The 15,865-nt window shown below is 70.6% G+C and carries 15 protein-coding genes; 7 read left to right on the top strand and 8 right to left on the bottom strand.

Annotation, left to right across the window (positions count from 1 at the left end; genetic code table 11):
• Nucleotides 1–62: 62 nt before the first annotated feature.
• Both ACFULQ_RS19610 and ACFULQ_RS19605 read left to right on the top strand, forming a co-directional pair.
• Entirely contained in the window at nt 63–2,057 is a 1,995-nt protein-coding gene (locus ACFULQ_RS19610; RefSeq protein WP_383545509.1) for a glycosyltransferase family 2 protein, read from the top strand.
• A complete protein-coding gene (locus ACFULQ_RS19605) occupies nt 2,054–3,991 on the top strand; it encodes a galactose oxidase-like domain-containing protein (RefSeq protein WP_383545507.1) in 1,938 nt (645 codons plus the stop codon). Before ACFULQ_RS19610 ends, ACFULQ_RS19605 begins: the two co-directional genes overlap by 4 nt.
• A gap of 73 nt (nt 3,992–4,064) precedes the next feature.
• Here the strand turns inward: ACFULQ_RS19605 and ACFULQ_RS19600 are convergent, their stop codons facing one another.
• Nucleotides 4,065–5,105 (bottom strand): glycoside hydrolase family 6 protein, encoded by a 1,041-nt coding sequence (locus tag ACFULQ_RS19600; RefSeq protein WP_383545504.1) that lies wholly within the window; start codon nt 5,103–5,105, stop codon nt 4,065–4,067.
• Nucleotides 5,106–5,269: 164 nt separating this feature from the next.
• On the opposite strand from ACFULQ_RS19600, the gene ACFULQ_RS19595 reads away from it, so the two are divergent.
• Nucleotides 5,270–6,052: a GAF and ANTAR domain-containing protein gene (locus tag ACFULQ_RS19595; protein ID WP_383545501.1), complete on the top strand. Its 783-nt coding sequence runs from the start codon at nt 5,270–5,272 to the stop codon at nt 6,050–6,052.
• A gap of 274 nt (nt 6,053–6,326) precedes the next feature.
• Here ACFULQ_RS19595 and ACFULQ_RS19590 read toward each other — a convergent pair whose 3' ends face one another.
• Together ACFULQ_RS19590 and ACFULQ_RS19585 are read right to left on the bottom strand one after the other, a co-directional pair.
• Nucleotides 6,327–7,037, bottom strand: coding sequence for a class F sortase (locus tag ACFULQ_RS19590; RefSeq protein WP_383545498.1), 711 nt, complete (start codon nt 7,035–7,037; stop codon nt 6,327–6,329).
• A 6-nt stretch (nt 7,038–7,043) separates the two neighbouring features.
• Nucleotides 7,044–7,634 (bottom strand): hypothetical protein, encoded by a 591-nt coding sequence (locus tag ACFULQ_RS19585; protein ID WP_383545495.1) that lies wholly within the window; start codon nt 7,632–7,634, stop codon nt 7,044–7,046.
• Between the two features lie 258 nt (nt 7,635–7,892).
• Here ACFULQ_RS19585 and ACFULQ_RS19580 point away from each other — a divergent pair, with 258 nt between their 5' ends.
• Nucleotides 7,893–8,672, top strand: a complete 780-nt coding sequence (locus ACFULQ_RS19580; RefSeq protein ID WP_383545493.1) for an HAD-IIA family hydrolase — start codon at nt 7,893–7,895, stop codon at nt 8,670–8,672.
• A gap of 69 nt (nt 8,673–8,741) precedes the next feature.
• On the opposite strand, the gene ACFULQ_RS19575 is transcribed toward ACFULQ_RS19580, so the two are convergent.
• Both ACFULQ_RS19575 and ACFULQ_RS19570 read right to left on the bottom strand, forming a co-directional pair.
• Nucleotides 8,742–9,464: a hypothetical protein gene (locus ACFULQ_RS19575; RefSeq protein WP_383545490.1), complete on the bottom strand. Its 723-nt coding sequence runs from the start codon at nt 9,462–9,464 to the stop codon at nt 8,742–8,744.
• Nucleotides 9,465–9,569: 105 nt separating this feature from the next.
• Complete coding sequence (locus ACFULQ_RS19570) at nt 9,570–11,003, bottom strand: ROK family protein (RefSeq protein WP_383545487.1); 1,434 nt, start codon at nt 11,001–11,003, stop codon at nt 9,570–9,572.
• Nucleotides 11,004–11,051: 48 nt separating this feature from the next.
• Between ACFULQ_RS19570 and ACFULQ_RS19565 the strand changes: the two genes are divergently transcribed.
• The 3 genes from ACFULQ_RS19565 (at nt 11,052) to ACFULQ_RS19555 (ending at nt 13,582) form a co-directional block, all read left to right on the top strand.
• Nucleotides 11,052–12,125, top strand: a complete 1,074-nt coding sequence (locus ACFULQ_RS19565; RefSeq protein WP_383545484.1) for a Gfo/Idh/MocA family oxidoreductase — start codon at nt 11,052–11,054, stop codon at nt 12,123–12,125.
• Nucleotides 12,122–12,631, top strand: coding sequence for a heme-degrading domain-containing protein (locus tag ACFULQ_RS19560; RefSeq protein ID WP_383545481.1), 510 nt, complete (start codon nt 12,122–12,124; stop codon nt 12,629–12,631). The genes ACFULQ_RS19565 and ACFULQ_RS19560 overlap by 4 nt, the downstream gene beginning before the upstream one ends.
• Before the next feature lie 93 nt (nt 12,632–12,724).
• Complete coding sequence (locus ACFULQ_RS19555; RefSeq protein ID WP_383545478.1) at nt 12,725–13,582, top strand: LLM class F420-dependent oxidoreductase; 858 nt, start codon at nt 12,725–12,727, stop codon at nt 13,580–13,582.
• Between the two features lie 118 nt (nt 13,583–13,700).
• Here ACFULQ_RS19555 and ACFULQ_RS19550 read toward each other — a convergent pair whose 3' ends face one another.
• From ACFULQ_RS19550 to ACFULQ_RS19540, 3 genes are all read right to left on the bottom strand, one after another.
• Nucleotides 13,701–14,558, bottom strand: a complete 858-nt coding sequence (locus ACFULQ_RS19550; protein WP_383545475.1) for a fumarylacetoacetate hydrolase family protein — start codon at nt 14,556–14,558, stop codon at nt 13,701–13,703.
• Between the two features lie 185 nt (nt 14,559–14,743).
• The gene (locus tag ACFULQ_RS19545; protein ID WP_383545472.1) at nt 14,744–15,457 is read right to left on the bottom strand and encodes a YidC/Oxa1 family membrane protein insertase; all 714 of its coding nucleotides are present in this window, start codon (nt 15,455–15,457) and stop codon (nt 14,744–14,746) included.
• Between the two features lie 89 nt (nt 15,458–15,546).
• Nucleotides 15,547–15,858: a DUF6412 domain-containing protein gene (locus ACFULQ_RS19540; RefSeq protein ID WP_383545469.1), complete on the bottom strand. Its 312-nt coding sequence runs from the start codon at nt 15,856–15,858 to the stop codon at nt 15,547–15,549.
• Nucleotides 15,859–15,865: the final 7 nt, after the last annotated feature.

The raw sequence follows: 15,865 nt of genomic DNA, 5'->3' as shown, positions 1-15,865 counted from the left end.
GGACCTGACCAGCCGTAAGGAAACGACAACACGCGGTTCGTTCGCGTGTGGGGGGATGACTCATGACGTCGACGCCGACGGGCGCCCGGCAGAATTTCGACCCGTCCGACACCACTCAGCTCAGGCTGCCTTCGCACCGGACCGGCACCCTGGGCCGGATAAAGAAGACGCTTCCGAAGTACGACTACGAGCACTACAGCCGATTGGCCGGCCCCCTGACGCAGCCCGACCCGGGCCAGCCCTACAAGGTGCAGTACCGCTCACTGATCTCACAGGAACCGCACCGCATCAGAGTCGCCCTGATGCTCGCCGCGGCCCCGGTGCTCTCGCTCGTCCTGCTGTTCTGGCTGCTCCAGCCCGAGCACTGGACCGAGCGCGACTACCCGGCCTTCTCGTGGCTGCCGGCCCTGGACATCGTGATGCTCGTCTCGATCGGCCTGATCGAGTTCTTCCGCTGCATGAACGTCCTGTCCAACGCGCACGCCACCCTCGTCGCCCGGGACCCGATCCCGGTCGTGCCCGAGACCGGCACCAGAGTCGCCTTCCTCACCTCCTTCGTGCCCGGCAAGGAGCCGCTGGAGATGGTGACGAAGACCCTGGAAGCCGCGGTGCGCATCCGTCACCGCGGCCTCATGCACGTCTGGCTCCTGGACGAGGGCGACGACCCGGCGGTCAAGGAGGTGTGCGCGCGCCTCGGTGTGCACCACTTCTCCCGCAAGGGCGTCGAGAAGTGGAACCAGCCCAAGGGCCCGCACCGCGCCAAGACCAAGCACGGCAACTACAACGCCTGGCTCGACGCGCACGGCGACCAGTACGACTTCTTCGCCTCGGTCGACACCGACCACGTGCCGCTGCCCAACTACCTGGAGCGGATGCTCGGCTTCTTCCGCGACCCGGACGTCGGCTTCGTGATCGGCCCGCAGGTCTACGGCAACTACGACAACTTCGTCACCAAGGCCGCCGAGTCCCAGCAGTTCCTCTTCCACGCCCTGATCCAGCGCGCCGGCAACAAGTACGGCGCCCCGATGTTCGTGGGCACCTCCAACGCCGTACGGATCAGCGCGCTCAAGCAGATCGGCGGGCTGTACGACTCGATCACCGAGGACATGGCGACCGGGTTCGAGATCCACCGCCACAAGAACCCGGCCACGGGGAGGAAATGGCGCTCGGTCTACACGCCGGATGTCCTCGCCGTCGGCGAGGGGCCCAGCGCCTGGACCGACTTCTTCACCCAGCAGATGCGCTGGTCGCGAGGGACGTACGAGACCATCCTCAAGCAGTACTGGAAGGGCTGGTACTCGCTGCCGCCGAGCAAGCTCTTCAACTACACGATGATGATCATCTTCTACCCGATGTCCGCCCTCAACTGGATCCTCGCGGCCCTGAGTTGCGCGCTGTTCCTGGGCCTGGGCGCCTCGGGTGTGAACATCGACCCCACCGTGTGGCTGATGCTCTACGGCAACGCCTCCGCGCTCCAGATCGGCCTGTACATCTGGAACCGCCGCCACAACGTCTCGCCGCACGAGCCCGAGGGCTCCGGCGGTGTCGCGGGCATGGTGATGTCGGCGCTGTCCGCCCCGCTGTACGCGAAGGCGCTGGTCGACTCGGTGCTGCGGCGCAAGAGCAAGTTCGTGGTGACGCCCAAGGGCGACTCGGCCAGCCCCGACCGGTGGTTCGGCACCTTCCGCTACCACTGGTACTTCATCGCGATCTTCGGTGGCTCGATCGGCGCCGGTGTCGCGCTCGGGCACTCGCACCCCGCGATGATCATCTGGGCGACCTTCGCCATGCTGATCACCGCGACACCGATCTTCACCTGGCGGCACATGCTGCGGCAGGCCCGCAAGAAGTCCGCGGGCGCACCGCCCGCCGCAGTGGTTCCGGCTCAGGCGCCGGCTCAGGCCGCGGCACGGACCGAGTACCAGCCGCAGCCGCTGCCCTCCGCCCAGCACGCTCCGGCCCACAAGCCGAGCTGGGCGGACTCGCACACGCACGACGAGGGCAACGACCAGACGATGCAGATCGCCCTCGGTGGATTTGGGGGACGTAAGGAATGAACGACCGTGCAGGCCGCCGTCGCGCCCGTCGACTCGCGATCGGTACGGCGGTGGTGCTCGCGCTGGCCGGGATGAACGGCCCGTGGCTGTACCGCTTCGGGACGGCGAAATACCACCAGTACCAGATCAACAGACCCGAGTACAAAGCCGAGAACGGCAAGTGGGAGATCGTCCAGTTCCCCAAGGAGTACCGGCAGAACACCATCCACGCGGCGCTGCTGCGCACCGGGAAGGTGCTGCTGGTGGCCGGCTCCGGCAACAACCAGGACAACTTCGACGCGAAGAAGTTCGACACCCGGATCTGGGACCCGGTCAAGGGCACCATCAAGAAGGTCCCGACGCCGGCCGACCTCTTCTGCACAGGGCACACCCAGCTGGCGAACGGCAATCTGCTGATCGCCGGCGGCACCAAGCGCTACGAGAAGCTCAAGGGTGACGTGACGAAGGCCGGCGGCCTGATGATCGTCCACAACGAGAACCCGGACAAGCCGATCACCCTGCCGGCGGGCACCAAGTTCACCGGCAAGGAGGGCGGCAAGACCTTCGTCTCCAAGGACCCGGTCGTCGTCGAGCGGGCCACGAAGGTCTTCGACAAGAAGACCGGGAAGTTCCTGCGCAACGACCCCGGGCTCGGGCGGATCTACGTCGAGGCGCAGAAGAGCGGGCGCAAGTACGAGACCGGCACCCAGGACAACTACCGGATCCAGGGGCTGACCGGGGCGGACGCGCGCAACACCTACGGCATCGCGCAGAAGCTCGCGCTCGACAAGAAGGACTTCCAGGGGATCCGGGACGCCTTCGAGTTCGACCCGGTCGCCGAGAAGTACATCAAGGTCGACCCGATGAAGGAGGCCCGCTGGTATCCGACGCTCACCACCCTGAGCGACGGGAAGATCCTCAGCGTCTCCGGGCTCGACGACATCGGTCAGCTGGTGCCGGGCAAGAACGAGGTCTTCGACCCGAAGACCAAGAAGTGGACGTACACCTCGAAGATCCGTCAGTTCCCGACCTACCCGGCGCTGTTCCTCCTGCAGAACGGCAAGATCTTCTACTCCGGGTCGAACGCGGGCTACGGTCCGGACAACGTGGGGCGCGACCCCGGCGTCTGGGACGTCGACAGCAACAAGTTCACGAAGATCCCGGGGCTCAGTGACCCCAAGGAGATGGAGACCTCCGGGACCGTGCTGCTGCCTCCGGCCCAGGACGAGAAGTTCATGGTGATCGGCGGCGGCGGGGTCGGTGAGTCCGCGAAGTCCAGCAACAAGACGCGGATCGTCGACATGAAGGCGGACAGCCCGAAGTTCGTGGACGGGCCGACGCTGGAGAAGGGGACGCGGTATCCGCAGGCGTCGATCCTCCCCGACGACACCGTGCTGGTGTCCGGGGGGTCGGAGGACTACCGCGGGCGCGGGGACTCCAACATCCACCAGGCGCGGCTGTACCACCCGGACACCAACACGTTCGAGTCGGTGGCCGATCCTCTCGTGGGGCGCAACTACCACTCCGGGTCGCTGCTGTTGCCGGACGGGCGGGTGATGTTCTTCGGGTCGGACTCGTTGTACGCGGACGCGGCGAACACGAAGCCGGGGGTTTTCGAGCAGCGGATCGAGATCTACACGCCGCCTTATCTGTACCGGGATTCGCGTCCTTCGCTGTCCGGGGGGCCGCAGACGATCGCTCGGGGGGCGTCCGGGACGTTCACCTCACCGCAGGCTTCTGTGATCAAGAAGGTGCGGTTGATTCGGCCCAGTGCGTCCACTCATGTGACCGATGTGGATCAGCGGTCCATCGAGATGAAGTTCACGGTGTCGGGGGACAAGGTGAAGGTGACTGTGCCGGAGAACAAGAATCTCGTGCAGTCGGGGTGGTACATGCTGTTCGTCGATGACGATCAGGGGACGCCGTCCAAGGCTCAGTGGGTTCGAGTTCCCTAGCTTCAAAGACGCTCCCGCACCTATGTCTTCGGGTGCGGGAGCGTTGTGGCTGGTCGCGCAGTTCCCCGCGCCCCTAGGGCGTTGAAGCCTTTGCCAGTTTCAATGCGTAGGTTGGCCACCACTCCCCCGCCTTCGGGCCGCCCTTGCACTCGCCGTCCGACTCTCCTGGGCGCTTGACCCACAGGTACGCGTCCACCAAGGGGTCTGCCGTCTTTATCGTCGGGGTTTCTCCCAACGCCCTTCCCGGTGGGTTGCACCAGCGTTCGCTCTCGTCGCCGGACTTGTACGGGCCGTTGCCGTTGCGGCTGGTGTCGATGACGAAGTGTTTGTTGCCCACCTTTGAGGAGAGTTGCTTGCCGTAGGCGATGGAGTCCTCGGTGGAGTAGAAGTTGGAGACGTTGACCGAGAAGCCGTCGGCCTTGGCGATGCCGGCCCATTTGAGGGGCTCGTAGATCTGGTCGGGGTGGCCCCAGCCGGCGTTCCCCGCGTCCAGGTAGACCTTCGTGTTCTTCAGGGACTTGAGCTTCTCGATGGCGCCGCTGAGGAGGTCGTAGCGCTCCTCGTGGAACTCGTCCTTCGTGCAGCCGTCGACCAGGTGCAGTACGGCGTCCGGTTCGAGGATCACCGTGGCCGCGCGGTCGCCGATGCCCGCGGCCACGCCGTCGATCCAGGCCCGGTAGGCGTTGCCGTCGGCGGCGCCGCCCTGGGAGTACTGGCCGCAGTCGCGGTGCGGGATGTTGTAGAGGACCAGCAGGGCCGTACGGCCCGCCTTGTCCGCGGCCTCGGTGAAGCCGCGGGCCTCCTGCTCGGGATTCTCCACGCCGATCCACTCGCCGGTGGGCTGCTGGGCGATCTTGCGGATCTGCTCGGCCTCGTCGTCCTTGCCGCTCTTCTCGTACTGCGCGACCTGTCGGGCCGCGTTCCCGTCCGGGTTGACCCAGAACGGGTCGGCCTCCTTGGGCTGCTGGGTGATCCGCGCACCGGCCTTGTCGCCTTCGTCCCCCTTGTTCCCGCCGTCCGGCGTGGAACACGCGGCGAGCAGCAGTGCCGCCCCCAGCACCGCCGCGGAAGCCCCTGTGCGGGTCGCCGTCCTGGCCCCCCTGCTGACGTACATCCAATTCCCCCCTGGGTGCACCGTGGCAAGTCTCAATCGTGACACACCGGTCGCGCCGCTCACGAGGTCGCCGGAGCCTTGTCCAGGAGCTGTTACAGCCCCGAGGGTCGGGGTGGGTGCGCGCCCGTACGGGGGCGCTCGTCGGTGAAGGGGAGTGCTCAGCGATGCGGTACGCCACCAGGGAGATCCGGCTGGCCTCGGCGCTGGTGGAGGCGGCCGACACCCTCGTCGACGGCTTCGAGGCGATGCACTACTTACAACGGGTCTCCGATCACTGTGTGGAGCTGCTGAACGCCCGGGCGGCGGGGGTGATGCTGATCGACGGGGGCCGGTCGGTGCTGCTGGCCGCGAGCAGCCGGCACGAGCGGACGGCGCTGGACCTGCTGGAGGCGCAGCACGGCGGCGGACCCTGCCTGGAGAGCTACGGCTCCGGCCAGCCCGTGCCGCCGGTGTCCGTCCGGGTCGCCCACGCGGCCGCCCGTTGGCCCGACTTCACCGAACAGGCGCTCCGGCACGACATCGTGACGACCTTCGCGGTCCCGCTGCGCCGCCGCGAACACACGCTGGGCGCGCTCAACGTGTTCGTGCCGGCGCCGGCCGAGGCCACCGCCCCGGCCCCCGACGCCACCCTCGGGATCCAGGTCGCGCAGGCGCTCGCCGACGCCGCCGCGCTCGGCCTGCAGAACCGCCGCGCCTACACCCGGTACCGCACGCTGTCCGGGCAGTTGCAGGAGGCCCTGTCGAGCAGGGTCCGCATCGAGCAGGCCAAGGGGATGCTCGCGGAACGCTGGGGGGTGCGCGCCGACCGCGCCTTCGTCGCGCTGAGGCAGTACGCGCGGCGGCGCCGGCTCCCCCTGGACCAGGTGGCGGGCACGGTCATCGAGGGCACCGAGGACGACGCCGAACTGCGCCGCGAGATCGACGAAGGCTCCGCGGGGCCCGTGTAGAACCCTGGCCCAGCAGGGCTGATGACGGAGAGCCACGGGTTCGGGACCTGGCGTCAATCGGCCTCTAGGCCCGGGCGCTCATCCGTTCTAGAGTCTTCCCTTAGGGATACGGCCCCAGCCCCTGGCCGCAGTCAGCACCGACCGTGCTTCCCAGGCCTCCCGCGCCGTCGCCGGGCTACTCCCGCAGCCCGAGCGCGCGCGGTCGAGGACCAGCCCGGTCGGCGACTTCGGGGGGAGCGGGTCGCCGACCGGGCCGGGTGGTGCCCGCCCCCGCCTACAGACCGGTGCCGGTCAGGTACGCCGAGACGACCACGTTCGCCGTGTAGCTGCGGCTGGACCGGTCGAAGGTGCCGCCGCAGGTGATCAGGCGCAGTTCGGCGCGGCCGGGCTCGCGGGGGCCGTAGGCGCGGTGGGCGTCGAAGGCGTTCCGCGTGAGGACCTGGACGTCGTCGACGGTGAACTCGGCGACCCGGCCGTCGTCACGGATCACCCGGACCGTCTCGCCGGGCTTGAGCGCGCTGATCTTGTAGAAGACGGCGGGCCGGGTCTCGGTGTCGACGTGCCCCACCATCAGGGCGGTCCCGGCGGCCCCCGGTTTCGCGCCGGCCGCGTACCAGCCGACGACCCCGGGCTGGTCGAAGGGCGGCGGGTCGAGGGCGCCCCGCGCGTCCAGGCCACGGGCCACCACCGGCGCCTGCACCCCGAGGTCCGGGATGTCCAGGCGCTGGGGCCGCGCCGCCTTCAGGGGCTCGGCGGCGGGGGGCAGTTCGACTGATCCGGGTGGGCGGCCGACGGCGGCCACGTCACCGGTGGTCGGCGCGGACATGCCGTGCCGTACGTCGGTCACCTCGCGCCCCCACAGCCACAGTCCGAGCAGCAGCATCGCCCAGGCCACACCGGTCAGCAGCCGGCCGGTACCGGAGCCGCGGTCCCGCCCGGGGTCGTCGCCCTGGTCCGCGAAGCGGTCGGAGAGTCGCTCGGACATCGCCGGTCAGTCCGTCCCGCGGCTCCGGCGGCTGCTCCGCAGCACGACGGCCACCGCGGCGACGCCGGCGAGCACCAGTCCGGTCACCGCGTGGCCGGTGCCGGGGCCGGTGGCGCGGGGCTGCATGGTGGTGAGGTGGGTGGTGGAGAGACGGGTGGCGGAGAGGTGGGTGGCCGAGAGGTGGGTGGCGCTCCAGCCGCCGCCCGCGTCGACGGGGGCGGCGGGGGACGCCGGTGCCGTGGGCGAGGGGGCGGTGGTGGAGCCCTTCGCCGCTACGACGGTGATGCGGCCCTTCACCTCGAAGTCGGCGCAGGTGATCTTCACGTCGTAGGGCCCGGGCTTGATCGAGGAGCGGACCCGGGTCTCGCCGGCGAGGCTGCCGCCGGACCCGGTCAGCCGGGCGTCGGCGACGAACGCGGCCGAGGCGGCGGTCGCCGTCTTCCCGGCGCAGCCGGTCACCCGCAGGGTGAGGTCGGCGCCGGGGGCGGGGGTCGAGGGGGTGACCGAGACGCTGCCGCCGTCGGCCGCCTGGGCGACCGGGGTGAGGGCGGCGACGGCCAGGGTCGCGCCACAGAGAGTGAGACGTAGGGAACCCATCGTGAACCTCCAGATATCTGGAGAGTCCCGCGGGGCGGGCGGGACCGCATCCCGGGGTGGCCGGTCACTGCTCCGGATGGGGGACGGGGAATGCCTCGGAGCAGGGAAAACAGGGGATCCGGGGCCGTGTGGAAGTGCCGGGGGCCGAGACGCGGGAGTGCCCGGGGGCCGAGACGCTGAAGCGCGCTCATTGCTGTCGCGGAGCGGCTGCATAGCATGGTCGTCTCACCCGCTCACCGCACGCAGGAGTCCGCACCCATGACAGAGCGCAAGCCGATCGAATCGTGGCTGACCGACATGGACGGGGTGCTGATGCACGAGGGCATCCCGGTGCCAGGCGCGGACGCCTTCATCAAGAAGCTGCGCGACTCGGGGCGGCCCTTCCTGGTGCTGACGAACAACTCGATCTACACCGCGCGCGATCTGCACGCCCGGCTGAGCCGGATCGGCCTCGACGTGCCGGCCGAGAACATCTGGACCTCCGCGCTGGCCACCGCCACCTTCCTGGACAACCAGCACCCCGGCGGGACCGCCTATGTGATCGGGGAGGCGGGTCTGACCACGGCACTGCACGACACCGGGTACGTGCTCACCGACTCCGACCCCGACTTCGTGATCCTCGGGGAGACCCGGACGTACTCCTTCGAGGCGCTGACCAAGGCCATCCGGCTGATCAACAACGGGGCCCGGTTCATCGCCACCAACCCCGACAACACCGGCCCCTCCCCCGAGGGCGCGCTGCCGGCGACCGGGTCCGTGGCCGCGCTGATCACCAAGGCGACCGGCAAGGAGCCGTACTTCATCGGCAAGCCCAACCCGCTGATGATGCGGACCGCGCTGAACACCATCGGCGCGCACTCGGAGACCAGTGCCATGATCGGCGACCGGATGGACACGGACGTCCTGGCCGGTCTGGAGGCGGGGATGGAGACCTTCCTGGTGCTGACCGGGCTGACGACCAAGAAGGACATCGACCGGTACCCGTACCGGCCGACGAAGGTCGTGGACTCCATCGCGGATCTGGTGGACCGCGTCTGAGCGCTGGGGCCGCTGGGCCTGCTGGGTCCGCTGGGCCTGCTGGGTCCGCTGTGCCCGCTGTGCTTGTGGTCACCGGCGTCTGCGGGTCAGGAGGATCGCGGCGCCGGTGCCGAGGAGGACCACCGTGGCGACGAGGGCTACGCCGGTGAGCGGGCCGAGGCCGGTGCCGGCGAGTTCGTCGGCGAAGGGGAGGCGGGGGTCGCGGGTCGCGGATCCGGTCGCGGTTCCGGTCGCGGGGGCGTCGGCACTGCCGGGCTCGCTCTCGATGCCGAAGCGGTAGTCGTTCGACTGCCCCACCCAGTCGCCGTCGTCGTCATGGCGCTGGACGACGGACGCGTTGACGGTGACGTCGTTGGGAGCGGTGTCCGCCGTGAGGGCCAGGCGGATCCGCACCGTGAGGGTCTTGCCGGGGGCGACGGTGAAACCGGGGAAGCCGTCGTCGAAGGCGCCCACGAGTTCGTCGGCGTCGGTCTTCTCGAAGCGGACGGGGTGGGCGCGCTCGCCGTCGTAGAACTCCAGGTGGGGCTGACCGGGTTCGAGGGCGCGGCGGTCGTCGACGAGGACGACCACGGGGTGGATGTCCGTCCGGGTGCGGGTGGTGGTGTTGGTGAGGTCCAGGTACCAGGTGCCGAAGCCGCCGCCGGGCACGTAGGTGGCGGGGCCGCCGTGGAGACGGGTGGTGATCGGGAAGTCGCTCCGGTCGGAGCTGGGGTCCGCGTGTGCGGGGGGCGTGGGCAGGAGGAGGGCGGCTGCCGCCGCGAGACCGACGGAGGCGGGTGTGGACAGTCGCATGAACACATGACCATGCCGGACGGGGGCGCCCGTGCGGGGCGCCATTCCGGTGAGTGCCCTCGAACGGTCCCGGGAGACCGCCCGATCGGCCGACCGTCCGCGCCGTCAGGCGTCCGCCCTGCCGAAGAGGGGGGCCAGGACGAGCTGGGCGGCTCCCTCGGCGATGTCGCCGGGCGCGGTCCGGACGGGGACCGCCGGTTCGCCCGCGCGCCGGGCGCGGTCGTCGAGGACGGCTGCGACGCCTCGTAGGAACGCGTCCGGGTCGGTGGCGACGGTACGGCCGCCCAGCAGGACCAGGTCGATGTCGAGCAGGGCGACGAGGTTGCCGGCCGCGATGCCGAGGACCCGGGCGGCTTCGGCGAGGTCGCCGCGGGTCACGGCGGCCAGGCAGAGCGCCTCCACGCAGCCGCGGTCGCCGCAGCCGCAGAGCGGTCCGTCGAGCTGGACGACCTGGTGACCGAACTCCCCGGCCCCGGTCCTGGCAGCCCGCCGCACGGCCCCGTCGATGACGAGCCCGGCACCGAGCCCGGTACCGAGGTGCAGATACGCGAACGATCCGCGTTCCCCGGCGACCGCGAGCCCCAACGCGGCGGCGTTGGTGTCCTTGTCCACCACGACGGGCACTCCGAGCCGCCCCACGAGCGCGTCCCGCAAGGGAAACCCGTCCCACTCGGGAAACCCGGTGACGCGGTGGAGTACGCCCTGCACGTGATCTAGAGGGCCGGGGAGGGCTAGGCCTACGCCTAGGAGGGGTGGTGGGGAGAGGGGCGTGCGGGGAGCGGGGGTGTCGGGGGCGGGGAGGGTGTCGGGAGCCGGGAGGGGGGTGGGGGCCGGGCGGGTGCCAGAGGCAGGGAGGGGGGCGGAGGCCAGAAGGGGGTTGGCTGCGGCGGGGGGCATGGCGGTGATCCCGGGGGAGGAAGCCGGGTTTGCAGGGGAGGAAGCCGGATCTGTGGGCGCGGCGACCTGGTCTGTGGGCGCGGCAGCAACGGGGGACGTGTCGGCTTCCGCAGGCCGGGCGGGCGAGGGTGCGCCCCGGCCCACCAGCGTCTCCACCTCCCCCGCGACCGCCGCCATCACCGCCTCCGCGCCCGCGCCCAGGTCCAGCGGCACGCAGCGCTCTGCCACCACCGTGCCCGCGAGGTTCACCAGGACCAGACGTAGAGCGTCCCGGTCCAGGTGTACGCCCACCGCGTGGCCCGCCTCCGGTACCAGGCGCAGTACTGTCCGCGGCTTGCCGCCCGTCGAGGCTCGGCGTCCCGCCTCGGCGGCGAGGCCCTCCTCCCGGAGTCGGCCGGTGATCTTGCTGACGGCCTGGGGGGTCAGCCCGGTGCGCTCGGCGAGTTCCAGCCGGCTGATCCCCTCGACACCGGCCCGCCGCAGAAGATCCAGCACGAGCGCGGTGTTGTGGTTGCGCAGCGCCAGAAGATTGACACCACCACCCACTTCTCGCGAGCCGCCCACTCCCCGCAAGCCACCACCCTCCGCCGTGCCCGGCGTCTCTCCGCCCGGCTGCCCACTCGTCCCGTTCACGCCCCCCATTCTCCTCCCCGCTTGCACTTTGGCAACAGCGTTGCGAAAGTGGGGGGCATGACTGCTGCTGACCTCCGCGTGGGCCTCGTCGGGTACGGCCTCGCGGGCTCCGTCTTTCACGCCCCGCTGATCGCCGCCACCGAGGGGCTCGTCCTCGACACGGTGGTCACCTCGAACCCCGAGCGGCAGGAACAGGCCCGCGCCGAGTTCCCGGACGTCCGTACCGTCGCCGACGCCGACGAGCTCTTCGCCCGCGCCGCCGACCTGGACCTGATCGTCATCGCGTCGCCCAACAAGACGCACGTCCCGCTCGCCGCCACCGCCCTGAAGGCCGGCCTGCCCGTCGTGGTCGACAAGCCGATCGCCGGTACGTCCGCCGAGGCACGCGAGCTCGCCGCCCTCGCCGAGGAGCGCGGTCTGCTGCTCTCCGTCTTCCAGAACCGCCGCTGGGACAACGACTTCCTGACCCTGCGCAAGCTCCTCGACGAGGGCGAACTCGGCGACGTATGGCGCTTCGAGTCCCGTTTCGAGCGCTGGCGCCCACAGCCGAAGGGCGGCTGGCGCGAGTCCGGCGACCCCGCAGAGATCGGAGGTCTGCTCTACGACCTCGGCAGCCATGTCGTCGACCAGGCCCTGACCCTCTTCGGCCCCGCCGCCACCGTCTACGCCGAGACGGACATCCGCCGCCCGGGCGCCTCGATCGACGACGACACGTTCATCGCGATCACCCACGCGAGCGGAGTCCGCAGCCACCTCTACGTCTCCGCCACCACCGCCCAACTCGGCCCCCGTTTCCGGGTCCTGGGCTCGAAGGCGGGCTATGTGAAGTACGGCCTCGACCCGCAGGAGGCCGCCCTCAGGGAGGGCGCGCGGCCCGGCACGTCGGCCGAGTGGGGCCGCGAGCCCGAGTCGCTCTGGGGCCGGCTCGGCGCCGGAGAGTCCCCCGTGACCGGCGGTGGCAGCCCCGTCCCCACCCTCCCCGGCGACTACCCGGCTTACTATGCGGCCGTGGCCAGGGCCCTTTCCGAGGGCGGCACCAACCCGGTGACCGCGCTGGAGGCGGCCGCCGCCCTCGACGTACTGGAGGCGGCACGCCGTTCGGCCCACGACGGAGTGGCGGTGAAGCTGTGACGCACAACACCGAGCTGACCCCGAAGTTCCACCCGGAACTCACCCCGCCCCTGGAGGAGCTGGAGGCGCAGGAACGCCGCCTGGTCTTCCGGCAGTTCACCTTCGAGGACGCGTGGGCGCTGGGCTCGCTCCTGGTCGACATGGCCCGGGAGCGGCAGGCGCCGGTGGCCATCGACATCCACCGCGGCGGCCAGCAGCTCTTCCACGCGGCCCTGCCGGGCTCCACCCCGGACAACGACGCCTGGATCGACCGCAAGCGCCGGGTCGTGGAGCGCTACGGCTCCGCCTCCTACCTGGTCGGCGCCCGCTTCCGCGCCAAGGGCAGCACCTTCGAGGAGTCCTCGCGGCTGGACCCCGACGAGTACGCGGCCCACGGCGGCTCCTTCCCCGTCACGGTCGAGGGCGTGGGCGTCGTCGGCACCGTGACGGTGTCGGGGCTGCCCCAGCTCCAGGATCACCGTTTCGTGGTGGAGGCGCTGGAGGAGTTCCTCGGCAAGGACCGTTAGCGGCAGGGGCTGTTGGCGGAAAAGGTCCGTCGGCGGCAAGAACCGTTGGCGGAGCGGGGATTATCGCCGGGCTCTCCCACGTTGGCACCTGCCATGAGGGAGATCATCGGCAAGTACGGCATCTGGAACGGCGGCGGTCTGCGCGGCGAGGACCCGGCTCTCGGGGGCGAACGCGCGGAGGCCGCCGCCGAGTTGGAGGAACTCGGGTTCGGCGCGATCTGGCTCGGCGGCAGCAGCTCCGCCGCCCACGCCGCCCCGCTCCTGGACGCGACCTCCCGGCTGGTCGTCGGCACCAGCGTCCAGAGCATCTGGGACCACGGACCCGAGACCACCGCGGCGAGCTTCACCGAACTGAACACCGCCCACCCCGGCCGCTTCGCCCTGGGTCTGGGGGTCAGCCACGCCAAGCTGGCGGAGCAGTACCGCCGCCCGTACTCGGCCCTGGTCGCCTACCTGGACGCCCTGGACGGGGCGGGAGTTCCGGCCGAGGGCCGGGTGCTGGCCGCCCTGGGCCCCAGGACCACCGAGCTCGCCCGGAACCGTTCGGCCGGCTCCATCCCGTACCTGGTCACCGCCGAGCAGACGGCGAAGTCCCGTGAACTCCTGGGCGAGGGGCCCCTGTTGATCCCGGAGCTGAAGGTGGTGCTGGACAGCGACCCGAGCCGCGCCCGCGCCCTGGCCCGTGACTACCTGGCCATCTACCTCGGCCTGCCCAACTACACCAACAACTTCCTCCGCAACGGCTTCACGGAGGACGACCTCAAGGACGGCGGCAGCGACCGGCTGGTCGACGCGGTGTACGCCTGGGGCACGGACGAGAGGATCCGCGCCCGTATCGACGAGTACCTCGCGGCGGGCGCGGACCACGTGGCCCTCCAGATCGTGGACGGCGGCCCGCGCTACAGCCTTCCGAGGGAGGCCTGGCGCAAGCTCGCATCCTTGCTGGCCTGAGGTTTTCAGGGACGCGGGGCTGTATCGATGTGCGGCTCCGCCGCGTGGGCGCGACAAACCACCGACGGCCCGCGGTCGCCGGACTGCGCGCGGTCCCCCGGTTCTCCCCGCGGAGCGTCTACGCATCCTTGAACTCCTGCCGCTGACGCCCGAGCCCCGAGATCTCCAGCTCCACCACGTCCCCCGCCCGCAGATACGGCTTGGGCTCGGGCTCCCCCATCGCGACCCCCGCCGGCGTACCGGTGTTGATGACGTCACCGGGGTAGAGGGTCATGAACTGGCTGACGTAGCGCACCACTTCGCCCACGGGGAAGATCTGCTCGGCGGTCGTGCCGTTCTGCTTCAGCTCGCCGTTGACCCACAGCTTCAGCGAGAGATCCTGGGGATCGCCCACCTCGTCCGCCGTCACCAGCCACGGCCCCAGGGGGTTGAACGTCTCGCAGTTCTTCCCCTTGTCCCAGGTCCCGCCGCGCTCGATCTGGAACTCCCGCTCGGACACGTCGTGCGAGATCGCGTACCCGGCGACATGGGCGAGCCCCTCCTCCACGGACTCCAGATACCGGGCCGTACGTCCGATGACGACCGCCAGCTCGACCTCCCAGTCGGTCTTCTCCGACTTCCGCGGCACCAGAACCGTGTCGTGGGGCCCGACCACCGTGTCCGCGGCCTTGAAGAAGATCACCGGCTCGGCGGGCGGCTCGGCCCCCGTCTCGCGGGCGTGGTCGTGGTAGTTGAGCCCGATGCAGACGATCTTCCCGATCCGCGCGAGCGGCGGCCCGACCCGCAGCCCGGTCGCGTCGAGCACCGGCAGCTCCCCGGACTCCGCGGCCGCGCGGATACGGCCGAGTGCCGCGTCGTCGGCGAGCAGCGTCCCGTCGATGTCGTCCACGACACCGGACAGGTCCCGCAGGACCCCGTCGGCGTCGAGCAGGGCGGGCCTCTCCGTGCCCGGCGTTCCGACTCGCAGCAGCTTCATGGTCACTTTCTCCCTCGATCGCGGGGCCGCCCTCCGAGGGGTGCAGCCATCGGAGGACTGGTCGATCCTCCAAGGTCACCGTCCACTCCGCAATACCCGGTTCACGGACTGGACTGGTCAGCGGTGAGACACCGGACCGGTCAGCGAGAGGCCCCGGACCTGTCACCGGTGGCGCACCGGACCGTTCAGCGGTAGAGCACCGCCCGCTCCACCGCCGCCCACGTCGAGCTGGTCACGACGTACAGCGCGGCCGCGAGCGGCACCACCGCCACGGTGAAGAGAGTGAAGAAGGACATGTACGGCATGAGTTTGCCCACCGCACCCGCACCGGGCACCGGCTGCCCGTCCGTCACCGGCACGACCGGGTTCGCGGCCATCATCCGCTTGGTCCGGCGGTAGTTGAAGGTCGCCACCACGATCACGAACACGAACAGGCAGACGTAGACGAGCCCGGCTCCCCCGAACACCCCGCCGTCCCCGAGCGCGTCCGCCCAGCGCCCCCCGAGCGGCGCGGCGAACAGCTCGTGGCCCAGCAGCGCGTTGGCCCGGCCGCCGATCGTGGTGTTGGAGAAGAGGTGGTACAGCAGGAAGAACGCAGGCATCTGGAAGAGGCCGGGCAGGCAGCCGGAGAACGGTGAGACCTTCTCCTCGGCGTGCAGTTCCATCACGGCCTTCTGGAGCTTCTCGGGGCTGTCCTTGTGCTTCCTCCGCAGCTCGGCGATCTTCGGCTGGAGCCTCGTGCGGGCCTTCTGACCGCGGGCGGCGGCGCGGGACAGGGGGTGCACGAGCAGTCGTACGAGAGCGGTGAACAGGACGATCGCGGCGGCGGCCGCGGTGGCGCCGAAGAGAGGGTGGAGCAGGTCGGCCAGGTGCTGGACCAGGTCGGCGAAGACAGACATGGGTGAGCCCTCCGGGGGTCTCGTCGTGCCGGAACGGTGAAAGGCGGCATGACGACCCGCGCGGGGTGCACTGCTACGGAGGTGAAGCCCTACGCGGTGGTCGTCCGGAGGGCGTGACCGGGGGCTCGGGGCCGGGGGCGGCCCTTGGCGTCGGGGTCGCGCTGGGGGAGGAAGGCCGTACGGCGGTCCCGGTCGCGGATGGCCGTACGGACCCGGGTGGGCGGCACGGCGGGTGCGCAGCGCGAGGCGAGCAGCGAGCAGGCGGCGAAGGCGGAGCCGGCCGCGGCGGTCGCGGCGAGCGCGACGGCGGCGGAGAGGCTGCCGGTGTCGAGCAGGACGAGGTCGAGGACGAGGAGCAGCAGCACGGCGACGGGACGCACCGACGTCCAGCTCCGGCTCATGACCACT

The organism is Streptomyces sp. NPDC057253, assembly GCF_042669125.1.
GTDB lineage: Bacteria > Actinomycetota > Actinomycetes > Streptomycetales > Streptomycetaceae > Streptomyces.
Note: the sequence above shows the minus strand (reverse complement) of the source record. Positions and strands in the feature narration are given on the sequence as shown.

What these genes read in the sequence shown, in the direction of transcription:
- ACFULQ_RS19570 (WP_383545487.1), bottom strand. Translation starts at nt 11,003, where the DNA reads ATGGGGGGCGTGAACGGGACGAGTGGGCAGCCGGGCGGAGAGACGCCG.
- ACFULQ_RS19550 (WP_383545475.1), bottom strand. Translation starts at nt 14,558, where the DNA reads ATGAAGCTGCTGCGAGTCGGAACGCCGGGCACGGAGAGGCCCGCCCTG.
- ACFULQ_RS19605 (WP_383545507.1), top strand. Translation starts at nt 2,054, where the DNA reads ATGAACGACCGTGCAGGCCGCCGTCGCGCCCGTCGACTCGCGATCGGT.
- ACFULQ_RS19585 (WP_383545495.1), bottom strand. Translation starts at nt 7,634, where the DNA reads ATGGGTTCCCTACGTCTCACTCTCTGTGGCGCGACCCTGGCCGTCGCC.
- ACFULQ_RS19600 (WP_383545504.1), bottom strand. Translation starts at nt 5,105, where the DNA reads ATGTACGTCAGCAGGGGGGCCAGGACGGCGACCCGCACAGGGGCTTCC.
- ACFULQ_RS19580 (WP_383545493.1), top strand. Translation starts at nt 7,893, where the DNA reads ATGACAGAGCGCAAGCCGATCGAATCGTGGCTGACCGACATGGACGGG.
- ACFULQ_RS19610 (WP_383545509.1), top strand. Translation starts at nt 63, where the DNA reads ATGACGTCGACGCCGACGGGCGCCCGGCAGAATTTCGACCCGTCCGAC.
- ACFULQ_RS19595 (WP_383545501.1), top strand. Translation starts at nt 5,270, where the DNA reads ATGCGGTACGCCACCAGGGAGATCCGGCTGGCCTCGGCGCTGGTGGAG.
- ACFULQ_RS19540 (WP_383545469.1), bottom strand. Translation starts at nt 15,858, where the DNA reads ATGAGCCGGAGCTGGACGTCGGTGCGTCCCGTCGCCGTGCTGCTGCTC.
- ACFULQ_RS19545 (WP_383545472.1), bottom strand. Translation starts at nt 15,457, where the DNA reads ATGTCTGTCTTCGCCGACCTGGTCCAGCACCTGGCCGACCTGCTCCAC.
- ACFULQ_RS19575 (WP_383545490.1), bottom strand. Translation starts at nt 9,464, where the DNA reads ATGCGACTGTCCACACCCGCCTCCGTCGGTCTCGCGGCGGCAGCCGCC.
- ACFULQ_RS19565 (WP_383545484.1), top strand. Translation starts at nt 11,052, where the DNA reads ATGACTGCTGCTGACCTCCGCGTGGGCCTCGTCGGGTACGGCCTCGCG.
- ACFULQ_RS19555 (WP_383545478.1), top strand. Translation starts at nt 12,725, where the DNA reads ATGAGGGAGATCATCGGCAAGTACGGCATCTGGAACGGCGGCGGTCTG.
- ACFULQ_RS19590 (WP_383545498.1), bottom strand. Translation starts at nt 7,037, where the DNA reads ATGTCCGAGCGACTCTCCGACCGCTTCGCGGACCAGGGCGACGACCCC.